Source organism: Hungatella effluvii (assembly GCF_003201875.1).
GTDB classification, from domain to species: domain Bacteria; phylum Bacillota; class Clostridia; order Lachnospirales; family Lachnospiraceae; genus Hungatella; species Hungatella effluvii.
This window is the reverse complement of record NZ_QJKD01000018.1, coordinates 85,687-100,210: the sequence shown is the minus strand read 5'-3', so window position 1 is coordinate 100,210 and position 14,524 is coordinate 85,687. Positions and strand designations below refer to the sequence as shown.

The 14,524-nt window shown below is 48.3% G+C and carries 10 protein-coding genes and 2 pseudogenes; 10 read left to right on the top strand and 2 right to left on the bottom strand.

What is annotated here, in order from left to right; translation table 11 throughout:
* Nucleotides 1-12 precede the first annotated feature (12 nt).
* Nucleotides 13-1,731, top strand: a complete 1,719-nt coding sequence (locus DFR60_RS25190) for a phospho-sugar mutase (protein ID WP_110325472.1) — start codon at nucleotides 13-15, stop codon at nucleotides 1,729-1,731.
* 93 nt (nucleotides 1,732-1,824) lie between these two features.
* Here the strand turns inward: DFR60_RS25190 and DFR60_RS25185 are convergent, their stop codons facing one another.
* Nucleotides 1,825-2,508: a dihydrofolate reductase family protein gene (locus DFR60_RS25185; RefSeq protein ID WP_110325470.1), complete on the bottom strand. Its 684-nt coding sequence runs from the start codon at nucleotides 2,506-2,508 to the stop codon at nucleotides 1,825-1,827.
* Between the two features lie 209 nt (nucleotides 2,509-2,717).
* Here DFR60_RS25185 and DFR60_RS25180 point away from each other — a divergent pair, with 209 nt between their 5' ends.
* The 6 genes and pseudogenes from DFR60_RS25180 (at nucleotide 2,718) to DFR60_RS31295 (ending at nucleotide 7,582) form a co-directional block, all read left to right on the top strand.
* Nucleotides 2,718-3,170 (top strand): DUF3788 family protein, encoded by a 453-nt coding sequence (locus DFR60_RS25180; RefSeq protein WP_110325468.1) that lies wholly within the window; start codon nucleotides 2,718-2,720, stop codon nucleotides 3,168-3,170.
* A gap of 454 nt (nucleotides 3,171-3,624) precedes the next feature.
* Nucleotides 3,625-4,504, top strand: a pseudogene (locus DFR60_RS25175) (tyrosine-type recombinase/integrase).
* A gap of 250 nt (nucleotides 4,505-4,754) precedes the next feature.
* Nucleotides 4,755-5,198 carry a hypothetical protein gene (locus DFR60_RS25170; protein WP_110325464.1) on the top strand — a complete coding sequence of 148 codons (444 nt, stop codon included), beginning with the start codon at nucleotides 4,755-4,757 and terminating at the stop codon, nucleotides 5,196-5,198.
* A 24-nt stretch (nucleotides 5,199-5,222) separates the two neighbouring features.
* Nucleotides 5,223-6,596: a putative bifunctional diguanylate cyclase/phosphodiesterase gene (locus DFR60_RS25165; RefSeq protein ID WP_110325462.1), complete on the top strand. Its 1,374-nt coding sequence runs from the start codon at nucleotides 5,223-5,225 to the stop codon at nucleotides 6,594-6,596.
* A 110-nt stretch (nucleotides 6,597-6,706) separates the two neighbouring features.
* Nucleotides 6,707-7,009 (top strand): annotated as a pseudogene (locus tag DFR60_RS31300) (helix-turn-helix transcriptional regulator); the annotation flags it as partial.
* Nucleotides 7,010-7,087: 78 nt separating this feature from the next.
* Nucleotides 7,088-7,582: a GyrI-like domain-containing protein gene (locus DFR60_RS31295; RefSeq protein ID WP_341458003.1), complete on the top strand. Its 495-nt coding sequence runs from the start codon at nucleotides 7,088-7,090 to the stop codon at nucleotides 7,580-7,582.
* A gap of 19 nt (nucleotides 7,583-7,601) precedes the next feature.
* Here the strand turns inward: DFR60_RS31295 and DFR60_RS25155 are convergent, their stop codons facing one another.
* Nucleotides 7,602-8,582, bottom strand: a complete 981-nt coding sequence (locus DFR60_RS25155) for a helix-turn-helix domain-containing protein (RefSeq protein WP_110325458.1) — start codon at nucleotides 8,580-8,582, stop codon at nucleotides 7,602-7,604.
* 338 nt (nucleotides 8,583-8,920) lie between these two features.
* On the opposite strand from DFR60_RS25155, the gene DFR60_RS25145 reads away from it, so the two are divergent.
* The 3 genes from DFR60_RS25145 to DFR60_RS25135 all read left to right on the top strand — a co-directional run bounded on the left by DFR60_RS25145 (nucleotide 8,921) and on the right by DFR60_RS25135 (nucleotide 14,437).
* On the top strand, nucleotides 8,921-9,142 hold the full coding sequence (locus DFR60_RS25145; RefSeq protein WP_110325456.1) for a cation transporter: 222 nt from the start codon (nucleotides 8,921-8,923) through the stop codon (nucleotides 9,140-9,142).
* A 15-nt stretch (nucleotides 9,143-9,157) separates the two neighbouring features.
* A complete protein-coding gene (locus DFR60_RS25140) occupies nucleotides 9,158-11,053 on the top strand; it encodes a heavy metal translocating P-type ATPase (protein WP_110325455.1) in 1,896 nt (631 codons plus the stop codon).
* A gap of 195 nt (nucleotides 11,054-11,248) precedes the next feature.
* Complete coding sequence (locus tag DFR60_RS25135) at nucleotides 11,249-14,437, top strand: ATP-binding protein (RefSeq protein WP_110325453.1); 3,189 nt, start codon at nucleotides 11,249-11,251, stop codon at nucleotides 14,435-14,437.
* The last annotated feature ends 87 nt before the right edge of the window (nucleotides 14,438-14,524 follow it).

Sequence of the window (14,524 nt, the reverse complement as noted above, 5' to 3'; positions counted from 1 at the left end):
GGGAGATAAGAAATGACCGATTACAGGGATGAGTACCGCAGATGGTGCGAAGATTCATATTTCGATGACAACACAAGACAAGAACTGAAAGCCCTTACCAGCGAGGAAGAGATCAAGGACCGTTTCTGCAGGGAACTGGAATTTGGAACCGGCGGACTGAGGGGAATCATGGGGGCGGGGCTGAACCGAATGAACCGCTATACGGTGAGGAAGGCGACGCAGGGGCTTGCAAACTACATAAACAGTCAGGAGCGTATGGAAAGAAAGGCGGTCATTGCCTATGATTCCCGCCATAACTCGGCGGAATTTGCCATGGAAGCGGCGCTCTGTCTCTGCGCAAATGGCATAGAGGTATATTTATTTGACAGCCTTCGTCCGACGCCGGAATTATCTTTTGCAGTCAGAGAACTCCAGTGTATGGCGGGGATCGTTGTGACTGCCAGCCATAATCCGCCGGAATATAACGGCTATAAGGTATACTGGGAGGACGGCGCTCAGATTACCTGTCCAAGAGATGCAGATATTATGCGTGAAGTAAAGGCTGTAAGCGACTTTGCTTCTGTGAAATATATGGGGCAGAGAGAAGCCGTGTGCGGCGGACTCTTACATTTTATTGGGGAGGAAATCGACTGCCGCTACTTATCGGAGCTTAAAAAGCTTGTACAGGAGCCGGAGCTTTTAAGAGAAAGGGCACGGGAACTGAAGATTGTATATACGCCCCTTCATGGTACAGGAAATGTTCTGGTCAGAAGAATTTTAAAGGAATTAGGATTTGAATCGGTATATGTGGTAGAGGATCAGATGCTGCCGGATGGTGATTTTCCGACCGTAGAATCGCCGAATCCTGAAGATAAAAGGGCATTTGCCAGGGCGCTTGAGCTGGCAAAGGAGTCAGGGGCGGATGTTGTATTGGCGACTGATCCGGATGCAGACCGCCTTGGCGTATATGCCAGAGATGAAGAGACTGGAAACTATATGGCATTTACCGGCAATATGTCTGGTATGATTCTCTGCGAATACCTTTTAGAACACAGAAAAGAGAGAAACACGCTGCCAGAGTGCGGCGCGGTGGTAACGACAATTGTATCGGGGAAGATGGCAGGTGCTGTCTGCCGGGAATACGGGGTGAAGCTCATTGAAACATTAACCGGTTTTAAATATATTGGGGAGCAGATCCGCCTTTTTGAAAAACAGGGTACTTATGAATACCTCTTCGGCTTTGAGGAAAGTTATGGCTGCCTCGTCGGTACTAATTCCAGGGATAAGGACGCAGTAGGGGCAGTCATGGCGCTGTGTGAGGCTGCGGTCTATTACCGGACGAAGGGGCTGACCCTTTGGGATCAGATGCAGAAGCTCTATAAACGATACGGGTACTATAAAGAAAGTATCCATACCATTGTGAAAACGGGTACGGATGGCGCGGCATTCATGAATCGCTTAATGGAAAATATGAGGAATAATCCCCCAAAATCGTTTGGAGGTCTCAAGACCTTCAAGGTTCGTGATTATCTTAACAGTGATACTGGTCTTCCAATATCTGATGTGCTGTATTTTGAACTCGAAGGCGACAGCTGGCTCTGTATCAGACCGTCGGGAACAGAACCTAAAATTAAGATTTACATAGGGACCAGAGGAAAGGACGAGAGAGAAGCAGAAGCCCGGCTTGGCGCAATATGGGAAGAAGCAGAGAAATTAGTTCCTGTTTCAATTACCGGGACAAATAAATTATAAAGCATAAGCCTCCAAAATAGTGGTAAGACACAGTTATTTTGGAGGCTTTTTAGACTGGTGGGGGACAGGAAGATATGAGTTTGCCGGATTCCCTTATCCAACAACTTCATACCTCAAGCGCAAATAAGAATCCTCCAGCACATCACATTCCACAAGCCTTAAGACTCCCAACAGTCCCAATTCCTCCCTTCCCGTAATCGACGCTCCGTCAATCAGCGAAGCGGTATCTTTTCCGCCAATCAGAACCGGGGCGACAACGATATCGATGAAATCAAATAACTTCTCCCGGAGAAATAATCCGTTCAGCGTTCCGCCCGTCTGTATGGTAATTCTTTCACAATGGTATGCCGCGTACACTTCTTCCAGCACTTCCTTTAAAGATAATTTCTGCTGACAGATGATATGCAGATTATCTTCCTGCACAGAAAATGCCGGATGCTGCGTATTTGTGGTGACAAGAACAAAAGTCTTCGCCCGTCTGCAGAAATATCTTACGCCGTGATCGGTCAAATTTTTATTATCTATGATCACGAAAGAAACAGGTGTTTTGCCCGGATACTCTTTTTGGTTTACGCCGAGCTTGGACTGCACGAGTCCTGAATTCAGTGACCACAGATCCGTTGTCTGTTCAATCTCATAGTATTGGTGAAGCCCTTCCTTTACACCGCCCATTGCGGGATAATCGCTGTCCACATCCAGCAGATCGGAATTTCCCGTACTAATTTTCCCATCGACAGAACTGAGCATAAATAGTGTTGTGACTGGCCGTTTCTTCATTTTGTTACCTCCAATTTTTATAAGTAAACTGTATCATTTATCCGGGGAAAATACCTGTCTTTCTCTGGTATTTTTTGTCCGATGTCCCCGGAGATTATAGAATCTATACCTAAACGATGGAATTTACCTCCAGCCACTGGAAAATGAGTTGTTCGTGTATGGCATTTGTGGTACAATCGAACGTACAATTAGAATTGATGGAGGCCGCTATGTACGAAAGAATGCTGAATAAAAAAGAAGAACCAACAATTGCCGAGATGACCGCATATTGCGGTGAAAACGGCGGATTCTTTACCTCGTTGAACGAATGGCTGTCCCGGACATTTGCGACAGAGCAGAAGGTCGTCTTTCCCTATGGCAATCAGTACGGCTGGGGGATCGCTCACCGGCTGAAGCAAAAACTGGTCTGCAATATTTTTGCCGAAAACAACGGATTTACAGTCATGGTACGATTGTCTGACAAGCAGTATAATTCCGTCTATAACCAGCTGCATCCATATACCAGGGAGTACATCGACACAAAGTATCCCTGCGGTGACGGCGGCTGGATTCAGTATCGAGTTGTATGTAAGGAAAATTTTGACGATATACAGAATATATTAACTGTAAAATGTTCGCTGTCTGCGCGGCGGTCTCTGGTTAAGGCGAACGAGGTAAGTTGAGATTTATTACTGTATCCATTATAATAATTGGAAATATAAACCAATTAGAGCAGGGGAAGCCCCTAAATGCTGGCCTGCAAACGGCCAGATTTTACGATGATGTGTATGTTGTGCTGCAGAAAATGGAAACAGATCGGCCCTGATTTTGATCAGGGTCAGAATCAGGGTCATAAATATGACGTATCAGTGGATATAAAGCCGGTATTGAACGCATCGTTTCAATGCCGGCTTTTCTAGTACTGCCCGTGCGTTCTTCTATGTAACGCAAAGGCACGTTTCGTGAATTGTTTCTATTTCATATCATTCATCATAAGTCCCAAAACCGATGTATAGTTCTGCCCGATTATAAGGAAACTAAAAAAGGCTGCTTGAGACACAGATCACCGTTTCGGTGTACTGTGCCTTTGCCATACAACCACTTAAAAACATCTGACTAGAAAAATGGAGGCCTGTTATGGAAATTGCAATGAATATCAAACGATATGAGGACTATCTGAAAAATGAGGAAAAAGCCGATTCCACCATAAGTAAGTATTTGCACGAGGTGAAACAGCTGTTTGCCTATATGGATAAAGCCGAGATCAGCAAAGAGGCGATCCTGCAGTACCGGCGGTATCTCAGCAGCCAGTACAAGGCAGGAACCGTCAACGGTAAGCTCTCCGCCATCCATTCGTATCTGGAATTTATGAATCTGGATATGTGCAAGGTAAAATTCCTAAAGGTTCAGAAAAAGGCCTATATCGATGAGGATCGGGAACTGACAGAGAGCGACTATCGAAGGCTTTTGGACAGTGCGGGGAGAATGGGAAACTCCCAGCTCTATTACCTGATGATGGTACTCTACAGCACGGGCATCAGAATCAGCGAGCTGCCCTACGTCACCGTGGAAGCGGTCTGCCAGGGGAAAACAGAGATCTATATGAAGGGAAAATGCCGCCTGATTATCTTTCCGAGAAATCTGATCAAGAAGCTGAAGGAATTTATCAGAAGCGAAAAAATAAAAAGCGGCTGTATCTTTCGAACGAAAAGCGGCAGAAACCTGGACCGGAGCAACATCTGCCATTCTTTGAAGAAGTTGTGTAAGGGGGCAAAAGTGGATCCGTCAAAGGTGTTTCCCCATAATTTCAGGCACCTGTTTGCGAAGACTTTTTACTCTATCGAAAAGAATCTGGCCCATCTGGCAGATATTCTTGGCCATTCATCGATCGAGACTACGCGCATCTATGTGGCGACAAGTACGAGACAGTATGAAAAAGTCATGAACCGGATGAGAATCGGATTAGACAAAATAACCACAGAATAACTATTCTGTGGTATCAAAAAGCCTTATTTAAAGTTAAAAAATGAAACTCTAATTATTTTACAACAAAAAATAAGGGGAGTCAATGTACATATCTATGGTTTTACCCACAATAAACAGGCCGGAGAGAACGCTGATTCTTGCCGGTCTGGTCGCGTAGCAGTATAGAACCCAGTTTTATCCTGAATGGAAGAAAAATAGCAGATGTGGAGAGCGCACTCTGTGATTTTCGGAGTGCCGATACCACAGAATAGTTATTCTGTGGTATCAGGCGGCCCATACGAATGAGAGAAGGAAAACATATGAGAGCGGTATTGATAATTGTCATTGAAAACTGCAAAAAACAGACGAAAAGCGGATATTTGCAGTCTTTATACCAGGAAAAATCGTTCTGCTTTCACGGGCTTGATCACATGCTGCTTCTGATGGAATACATTCTGGACAGAGAAGGAATGCCGGCGGATAGCGGTGAAGGCCGTCACCTGGTAAAGATGGATCCGGTAAAAAAGAGAACGAAAATTATTTCGGACGCCAAAACGGTTCCGCGTACAGTGAAGTTTTGCCCAATTCGAAACCACCTGAATACCAGGGAAAATATATTTGCTGTAACGATATATTCCAGACAGAACGCCAGCATACAGGGGGTCATCAGAAACAGCAGGGGGAGTGCCTGCTTCAGAAGCGGGCTGGAGGTGCTCCGCATGATCTGTGAATGCCTGCCTGCATAATTTCCCGGAACAGAGGTAACTGTGATGAAGAGAAAAAGAAAGAGAACCATGCCGGGGGGAGCCGCCGGCAGAAGAGAACGATGGAGGCAGAGGAAACGGGTGCTGCCCGGCCGTATGGAATTTCTGATGCAGCACGATACGCTGACCGGTTTATACAACCGGGGCAAGATGTTTGCAGAGACGCGGCATATGATCGACGCGCACCAGGATACGCTGTTCGTACTGCTGCGGTTTGATATTGACCGGTTCCGGCTGTACAATTCTGTATACGGCGAGGCGGAAGGCGATAAACTGCTTATTTTCCTGGCTGAGATCATAAGGAAACATGCAGAACGTTTTGAAATGTGTACATATGGCAGAATCATAGCAGACACATTCTGCATCTGCCAGCCCTTTGATCCGGGTATATTGGATGATCAGATAAAGGACCTGAGAGAATACTTAAACGAGTATCAGAAAGATTACCTGCTGGAACCTACGGTCGGCGCCTACGTCGTGATGGAGCCGGACTTGTCCGTTGAGGAAATGTACGTCAGAGCCTTTATCGGAAGCAAAAAGTGCAAGCATCTGTATGCCTCCTGTCTTGGATTTTATGATGAAGGGGAAAAAGAGAGGGAAGCGGAAGAGACGGCGATCATGAATGACATGCGTCGGGCGATGGAACAGGAGCAGTTTATCATGTTTTTTCAGCCGAAATTCGCCCTTTCCACAGATACGGACTTTGGCGCCGAGGCGCTGGTGCGCTGGAACCATCCAAAAGCCGGTCTGATCCCGCCAGGGAAATTTATCCCGGTATTCGAGAAAATCGGCTTCATCGTCCAGCTGGATTACTATGTGGCGGAGCATGTATGCCGGATCATCGGGAAATGGCGCCGTGATGGAAAAAACATAAATCCTGTCACCATCAACCTTTCCAGGGTCACCCTCCTTGATCCGGAACTGGTCGAAGTGCTGCGGAAGCTGACAGAGAAATATCACGTTCCCGTATCCCTGCTGAATCTGGAAATCACCGAAAGCGCCTACGCCTCCGATCCGGAGCAGATCATGGCAGCCATCCATACGCTGCGGCGCGCCGGTTTTGTGACTATGATGGATGATTTCGGCAGCGGCTACTCCTCATTAAATATGCTGAAGGACATCGACGTGGATGTCCTCAAGGTGGATATGAATTTCCTTTCCGGAGGCATGGCGGCAGAGAAGGGAAAGATCATACTCTCATCTGTGATCCAGATGGCAGCCTGCCTTGGAATCCCGGTGATTGTGGAAGGCGTAGAAACGAAGGAACAGAGAGATTTCCTCGATACCGTCGGATGCGATTACGTCCAGGGCTACTATTATGCGAAGCCCATGCCGCAGGAGGAATATGAGAGAAAGTATATATACCGGACGGCGGAATAATGGTAAAATAGCAGGAAGGATAAATTCTCCGGGATTCCGCCTTTATACGGCAGAAACTGTCGGTAGACTGTCTGGCAGAACCTTTATAATGATGTGATGGAGGTGAGAAGATGGACTGGATACAATATTTAAATAAAGCGATAGACTATATCGAAGAAAACCTGGACGGAACTATTTCCTATCAGAAGATAGCTAAAATTGCAGGCTGTTCAGTGTACAACTTTCAACGGGTATTTTCCTATATAACTGATAAATCGCTGTCAGAATATATCCGAAGCAGGAGGCTTACTCTGGCTGCATTTGATATTTTAAATACCAGCGATAGAATAATTGATATTGCGGTGAAGTATGGATATGAATCTCAGGATTCCTTTACCCGTGCGTTTAAGAACTTTCACGGAATTTTGCCATCAAAAGTCAGACATGAGCCCGTCAGGCTGAAGTCCTGTCCAAAACTCTCCGTTCAAATAACAATGAGAGGAGAACATCACATGAGCTATCAGATAGAACAGTGGCCGGCCTTTAAAGTCGCGGGAATCAGGAGGCGGATAAAAACGGATCAGGCTTTCGGGCAAATCCCGCAAATGTGGGATACTGCCTGGAAAGATGGAACGATGAACCTGCTGACGGATCTTTTCAGGAAGACGGATTACAGACCCGCTGGCTTTATCGGAATGTCAATTGGCGGGCAGCAGGAGAATTCTGAAGAGATGGATTATATCATAGGTGTGACGAACCAAGTGGAGGTTGAAGGCTGTATACATGTTCCTGCGCCAGGAGGCATGGATGAAATTCAGGTAAAATCCGCGACATGGGCAGTACTTGAGGCCAATGGCAGGCTTCCGGATGCGGTGCAGAATATATATCGGCAGTTTTATACCGAGTGGCTGCCAAATTCAGGGTATCAGCTGGAGGATCTGCCGATTATGGAGTGTTACATGCAGGAAGGGCGGCAGGAGGTCTGGATTGCAGTGAAAAAAGAGTGAAAAACAGCTGCAATGAAAATCAATCCTTCCGCTCATGCCGGCACTTCCTGCGATACTCCACCGGGTTCAGCCCATGGACTGCCTTGAATGCGGCGGAAAACTTACTCTGATTCGTATAGCCCAGGGAAGCCGCGATATCGGCCACGGTGCTGCCGGTGGTCAGAAGCAGGGCGGAGGCCCGCTCCATGCGCTCTCTTCTTAAGTAGTCCTTGATGGTCGTACTGTAGACCTGCTTGAAGTTGCTCTTTAAGGAGGTTGGGCTGATGCAGAATTCCTTTGCCAGCTGATCGATCGTGATATTTTCCTGGAGATTCTGCGTGATCCGGCGCTGTACCTGCCGGATAATGTCGATCTGATTCTTGGTGACACGATCCAGGGCGCGTTCCTGTTCCGGATCGATCATGCTCAGGAACAGGAGGAGTTCCAGGACCTTGATCTTATAATAATCATGGCGGAACTCCTGAGGAATCTGATATAGTTCGCCAAATATATGATCGATCTGCCGGTTGGCACGGATTGCAAGGAAGTGACTGCCGGGGCAGAATCTGTCGCCGAATTCCTGCAGCCGCAGTTTTTCATTGTCCAGAAGCGGGGGCATATGGTCTTTTAGAATCCCCAGATCCAGCACAATCGTGATCCCTAAGTAACGGCCCGTGGGAAAGTAGAGGCCGGGAGTGCCATTTTCCATGCGGGTAATGCATAAATCGCCCTCACCCAGGTAAAGGTAATCGCCGCAGAGCCACTGGCATTCTTCGCGGCCCTGGCAGCAGTAATTTATCTCAAGCAGTTCGCTTTCTGTCCTCAGGCTGCAATCGCAGTAAACCATAGAAAAATCATTATAGATCAGTTCGATTCCCGGAAATATGGTAAATACATCCATACTTCCGGGATTTTCGCGGTTCCCATACTGGTACTGGACATGGAGATCGGAGAAAACCTGTGGGGTCAGCGGCTTTTGATTATAATAGATGTGATAGCGTGGTTTTGTGAGTTCATCCATCGGAAAGCCTCCTCGTCTGTTTACCGCTATTGTAACACAGTTGGAAGAAATATTCTGCCTCGAAATAAAAAAAGCTCCTCATTCTTTTTCCGACTTCAGCGGAAGATCAGACCGCATCATCTGGTGGGTCTGTCCAGGCTGCCCGTTTTCCAATGTCATATGTATCCCTCTTTTCTGTTTGGTGTGGAATTATGGTACACTCCAAAAAGACAGTATTTTGATCCAATCGGACAAAAAATGGCTCTATCCATTGACGAATCGATTGATTTATTATAGAATACAAATGAACATATGAACAAGTATTCATATGAAAGAAAAATCGAAAGGGGATATTCCTTATGAAGAAAACATTTAAGCTGTTAGATTTAGACTGTGCACACTGTGCTGCGAAGATTGAGGGCGCTGTTAAGAAGATAGGCGGAGTTACAAATGTGGAGGTCAACTTCCTGAGCCAGAAGATGGTTCTGGAAGCAGCCGATGACCGGTTCCAGGAGATTGCGGAAGAAGCCGTAAAACTGATAAAAAAAATAGAACCGGATGTAACTGTTAAGAATATTTGATAGAGGGAAAAAAATATGACAAAAAAACAGAAAAAACAGTTATACAGGATACTCGCGGCAGCAGCCATATACCTGATTACCATGGCCCTTCCGTTAAGTTCAACGGGGAAACTGGCCGGATTCCTGCTGAGCTATGGGGTGATCGGATGGGATATCATCTGGAAGGCCATTACGAATATTTTACACGGCCAGGTATTCGATGAGAACTTTCTGGTGACGGTGGCGACCGTGGGTGCCATGTTATTAGGCGATTACGCGGAGGGCGTCGCGGTCATGCTGCTCTATCAGGTGGGTGAACTGTTTCAGTCCTACGCGGTCAGCAAGTCGCGCCGGTCCATATCCGGGCTGATGGATATCCGGCCGGATTACGCAAATGTGGTGAGAGAAGACGGGATCGTGTCCGTCGATCCCGATGAGGTGGCTGTCGGCGAAGTGATCGTGGTAAAGCCGGGAGAGCGGGTACCGCTCGACGGAACCATTCTGGAAGGCCGTTCAGCCCTGAACACCTCGGCCCTGACCGGGGAATCCCTGCCAAGGGAGGTGGAACCGGGAGCCGATGTGATAAGCGGCTGCATCAATCAGAGCGGTACCTTAAAAATCCTGGTATCGAAACCATACGGCGAGTCCACCGTGGCCAAAATTCTCGATCTGGTGGAAAATGCCAGCAGCAAGAAGTCGAAATCAGAGGCATTTATTAGCAGATTTGCAAGATACTATACGCCGGCTGTTGTAGCTGCGGCGGTGCTTCTTGCAGTCATTCCTCCGTTCCTGACAGGACAGCCGTTTACGGTCTGGATTGAACGGGCGCTGACCTTCCTGGTTATTTCATGTCCCTGTGCACTGGTTATCTCTGTACCGCTCAGCTTCTTCGGCGGAATCGGCGGCGCTTCCAAATGCGGGGTTCTGATCAAAGGCAGCAACTACCTGGAAGCGCTTGCTAAAACAGAGACGGTTGTCTTTGATAAGACGGGTACGCTGACAAAGGGCTCGTTTGCAGTCAGCGGGTGCTTTCCGGAAAAGATTACGAAGGAGAAGCTTCTGGAGCTGGCCGCTTACGCGGAAAAGGATTCCAACCATCCGATCTCGAAATCCATTGTAAATGCTTATGGAAAAGAACTGAATGCCTCCAGAGTGGCTGACGTTCAGGAGATTGCCGGCCATGGAATCTCCATATCCTTAGACGGAAAGACCGTACTGGCTGGCAACAGCAAGCTGATGAAGCTAAATCACATCAAATACAAACCGGTGAGTGAGACGGGAACGGTTGTCTACGTGGCAGAGGACGGAATCAGCAGGGGAGCCATCCTGATTGAAGATGAAGTGAAGGAGGATGCAGCCTTTGCAATCCGGGAACTGAAGCAGTCCGGAATCCGGAAGACTGTCATGCTGACGGGCGACGCAAAGGCCGTGGGCGAGAATGTAGCGCATCGGCTGGGTCTGGATGAAGTTTATACAGAGCTGCTTCCCGCGGATAAGGTAAGCCATATGGAGCAGCTGCTGTCTCAGACCAGCGAAAAAGGAAAGCTGGCATTTGTGGGCGACGGCATCAACGATGCTCCGGTTCTGGCCCGTGCCGATATCGGCATTGCCATGGGCGGACTCGGCTCCGACGCAGCCATCGAAGCGGCTGATGTGGTCATCATGACGGATGAGCCGTCCAAGATCGCGGCGGCCATGAGAATATCCAGAAAGACTCTGCGCATCGTTCACCAGAATATAGTCTTTGCACTGGGAGTCAAGGCGATCGTGCTGATCCTGGGAGCCATTGGATTTGCCAGCATGTGGGCGGCGGTATTTGCGGATGTGGGTGTCTCCGTCATTGCCATCTTAAATGCAGTCAGGGCTCTCCAGGTAACGAAAGACGACAGAGTCGGTAATGGGAAAGCGTTTCAGAAAACAGCAGAGGTATAAAAATTACAAACGAGCAGTCCGGCGATAAAACGGGCTGCTTTTTGTGACTCTTTTTTCATACAACCAGCAAGTGTAATAGAGTTGTAATACAGGGCTGAATCTGATAAAATGGAGTACAGTATGTGGAAAGACCGGGGGACCGGAATTTGGTGAGAGAATCGCCGGGTTACTATTTGAAGCTGGGGGATAAGGCGAATGGCGGAACACTTTAGGGATATAGAGAAGATTCAGGATATACTGCATGAGGCTCAGACCGGTCTGTGGGCGATAGAGTTGGAAGAGGGACGAGAACCGAGAATGTACGCGGATAAGGCCATGCTGGAGCTTCTTGGCTTTACCGGCGAGCCGTCTCCAGAGGAGTGTTACCGGGGCTGGTATGACCGGATCGATGCGGATTACTATCCCATGGTCCAGGATGTGGTCCGTCGGATGCGTGCCGATGAGAGGGCCGAGGTGGAGTATCCGTGGCACCACCCGTTATGGGGGCAGATTTATGTGCGCTGCGGCGGGATCAGAGATAAGAACTATAAAGAAGGCACTTGTCTGCTGGGATACCACCAGAATATTACCAACACGGTTATGCTGAGGCAGGAGTATGATACCATATTGGAGAAACTGAATGAGAATTTTAAGGGGATCATCCTCTGTAACCTCCATACCGGTGAATACAGAATCATAAAAGCCACAGAGCAGCTGGAAACGTTTGGCGAAGGGGCGGCGGATTTTGAGACATTTTTCCGTAACTATGCGGAACGTGAGATCGTACGGCAAAACCGTGAACTGTTTCTGAACGCCGTCAATCCCGAGTATATCCGAAAAAGATTTCATGCGGACAGTTCCGGCGTGGAAGCGATTTACAGGACGAAGGAAAAAAGGTGGCGGAGAATCAAGGTGGTTCCCCTAAAGCAGTACTCCGAGGAATATCCCTGGGTTATCGCAGCCATGGAAGAGCAGGATGGCGAGATGGAAACACGGATCGATCAGGCCAGCGCACAGGTTGCGGTGTCTCAGATTTATACTCTGCTCATCAGTGTGGACTGCGAAAATGCGGAGTATAACTGCATTTACTATTCGGGAGAACTGTTAAAGCTTTCCAGACGGGGACGGTATCAGGATTTCCGGGAGCAGGCTGTAAAAAATATGCCGGAGGAAGACTGGAGGGAGTTTGAACACATTTTTGATGCGGAAAATTATGGCGCCGGTGAATACAGGGATGGTACGCTGCACATGTACGATCAGGAGGGCAGACTGCATGCCTACAGCTATTATTCCGCCCTCATCAGTCAGAATTATGAAGACAGGATTCTTCTGACCGTGAGAAATGTGGATGATAAGTATGAGATTCAGAGACGGGAAGCAATCCTGGCCAATCTGTGCGAGTGTTACTATTCCATCTACCTGTTCGACTATGTGAACAACACGGAGGAGGCGATCTGGCAGGAGGACTTCATTCAAAAAAACAGAGAGTTCCCCAAAGGGGCGCTAGATGTCTATTATGAGAAGTTTGTGAAACACTACGTTTACCCGGAAGATCAGGAGAAAATGCGCAGAGCCGCGAGTCTTGATTTCCTGTGTCAGACCCTGTCCGCGGAGCAGCCAGTCTACGAAGTCGATTTCCGAAGACTCTATCCGGATTGTATCCGCTGGGTCCGCGCCCGGTTCAGCATTGCGGAAATTCAGGAGGGCGTCATTACCAGGGTGATTTTTGCCAACATGGATATCAACGAGCAGAAGCTGGCAGAGTTAAAGGAAGAGCAGCAAAAGAAACTGTATTTCGAATCTCAGAATATTATTAAGGGGCTTTCCGCTTTCTACCACTCTGTTTTTTACGTGGACCTGGTGGAAGAGACCTTCCAGACCTTCGTCATCCGGGAGGATGTTGCAGAGCGGCTGAACCATTCAGATGAGTATGGGGCACTGTTTGAAATCTACCATGAACATCTGATTCATGAGGAGGACAAGGAACGTTTTAAGCAGGAAATGTGTTTGGGGGCGATTAAGAAACGGGTGCAGGAAGGCGAAACGATCTATGATTTGGAGTATCGCAGGGATTACAGCGGTTACTATGGCTGGATGCGGATTCACATCATCCTGGCAGAGAGCAGGAACGGGGCTCCGATCAAGATTATTTTAGCCTCTCACAATGTTGAGAAGGAAAAGGAGCAGGAGGCGAGGAGCCAGCAGGCGCTGTTTGCAGCTTATGAGGCAGCCAGGAACGCCAACGAGGCCAAGAGTAATTTCATGGCGCAGATGTCTCATGATATCCGGACACCGATGAACGCCATAATCGGAATGACGGCGATCGCCATGGGACAGGCGGATAATAAAGAACGCGTGAAGGACTGTCTTCAGAAAATCAGTCTTTCCAGCAGCCATCTGCTGCATCTGATTAACGAGGTCCTGGATATGTCAAAGATCGAGAGAGGGCAGATCACGCTGACCGAAGCGCCGTTTTCTCTAAAAGGCCTGTTCCACGAGATCGGCAGCATCGTCTATAATGAATCGATGGAAAAAGGACAGACGCTGCATTTCCTGACAGACGATATTATCCATGACAATCTCCTGGGAGATGCCGGCAAGATCCGCCAGGTCCTGATTAATCTCATCAACAATGCCATCAAATATACTCCCCACGGAGGTACAATCACCGTCACTTCCAAGGAGATGATGTCGGGAATTCCAGGGATGGGATGCTTTGTATTTACGGTTGAGGATAATGGGATCGGCATCAGCGAGGAGTTCCTGGATCATATATTTGTTCCGTTTGCCCGGGAGGAGAACTGCCATGTGAGAAAGGTTCAGGGCACCGGCCTTGGTATGTCCATCTCTCACGGTATCGTGGCGGCCATGCAGGGAAGTATCCGGGTGGAAAGCAAACAGGGCGCAGGCAGCCGCTTTATAGTAACGCTTACCATCAGGACTTTGGAAGGGGAAGACGACGAGGCGGCAGTCCTGCGGGCGCTGTCAGGCAATACCGGGAGAACGCTGGAAACGTGTCTCCAGGGGCTGCGGCTTCTGCTGGTGGAAGATAATGAACTGAATATGGAAATAGCGGAGACGCTGCTGCGGGACGCGGGCTTTATCGTGGACAGGGCGGAGAACGGGTATGAGGCGCTGAAGCTCTTTAACGATTCAGAACCGGGGACGTACGACGCGATTCTCATGGATCTGCAGATGCCGGTGATGGACGGATATACGGCGGCAAGTGAGATCCGCAGCAGCAGCCATCCGGAGTCAAAGACTGTCCCGATCATCGCCTTGACTGCCAATGCATTTGCAGAGGATATCTCGAAGGTGATGGCCGCGGGAATGAACGATCACGTCACAAAACCGATTGATTTTGACCGCCTGCTGGCAGCGCTTCGGAAATGTATATGCCGTTAAAACTCCCTTTTCTTGTGTGTTTCCCGTTCCTGTGGTACAATTGTTCGGGTATTTTATGGTTGAAGTGAACTTGACAGGGGAAAAGGA

Excerpts from the sequence above, each read along its gene's own strand:
- DFR60_RS25190 (WP_110325472.1), top strand. The coding sequence starts at position 13 with ATGACCGATTACAGGGATGAGTACCGCAGATGGTGCGAAGATTCATAT.
- DFR60_RS25185 (WP_110325470.1), bottom strand. The coding sequence starts at position 2,508 with ATGAAGAAACGGCCAGTCACAACACTATTTATGCTCAGTTCTGTCGAT.
- DFR60_RS25180 (WP_110325468.1), top strand. The coding sequence starts at position 2,718 with ATGTACGAAAGAATGCTGAATAAAAAAGAAGAACCAACAATTGCCGAG.
- DFR60_RS25170 (WP_110325464.1), top strand. The coding sequence starts at position 4,755 with ATGAGAGAAGGAAAACATATGAGAGCGGTATTGATAATTGTCATTGAA.
- DFR60_RS25165 (WP_110325462.1), top strand. The coding sequence starts at position 5,223 with ATGAAGAGAAAAAGAAAGAGAACCATGCCGGGGGGAGCCGCCGGCAGA.
- DFR60_RS31295 (WP_341458003.1), top strand. The coding sequence starts at position 7,088 with ATGAGCTATCAGATAGAACAGTGGCCGGCCTTTAAAGTCGCGGGAATC.
- DFR60_RS25155 (WP_110325458.1), bottom strand. The coding sequence starts at position 8,582 with ATGGATGAACTCACAAAACCACGCTATCACATCTATTATAATCAAAAG.
- DFR60_RS25145 (WP_110325456.1), top strand. The coding sequence starts at position 8,921 with ATGAAGAAAACATTTAAGCTGTTAGATTTAGACTGTGCACACTGTGCT.
- DFR60_RS25140 (WP_110325455.1), top strand. The coding sequence starts at position 9,158 with ATGACAAAAAAACAGAAAAAACAGTTATACAGGATACTCGCGGCAGCA.
- DFR60_RS25135 (WP_110325453.1), top strand. The coding sequence starts at position 11,249 with ATGGCGGAACACTTTAGGGATATAGAGAAGATTCAGGATATACTGCAT.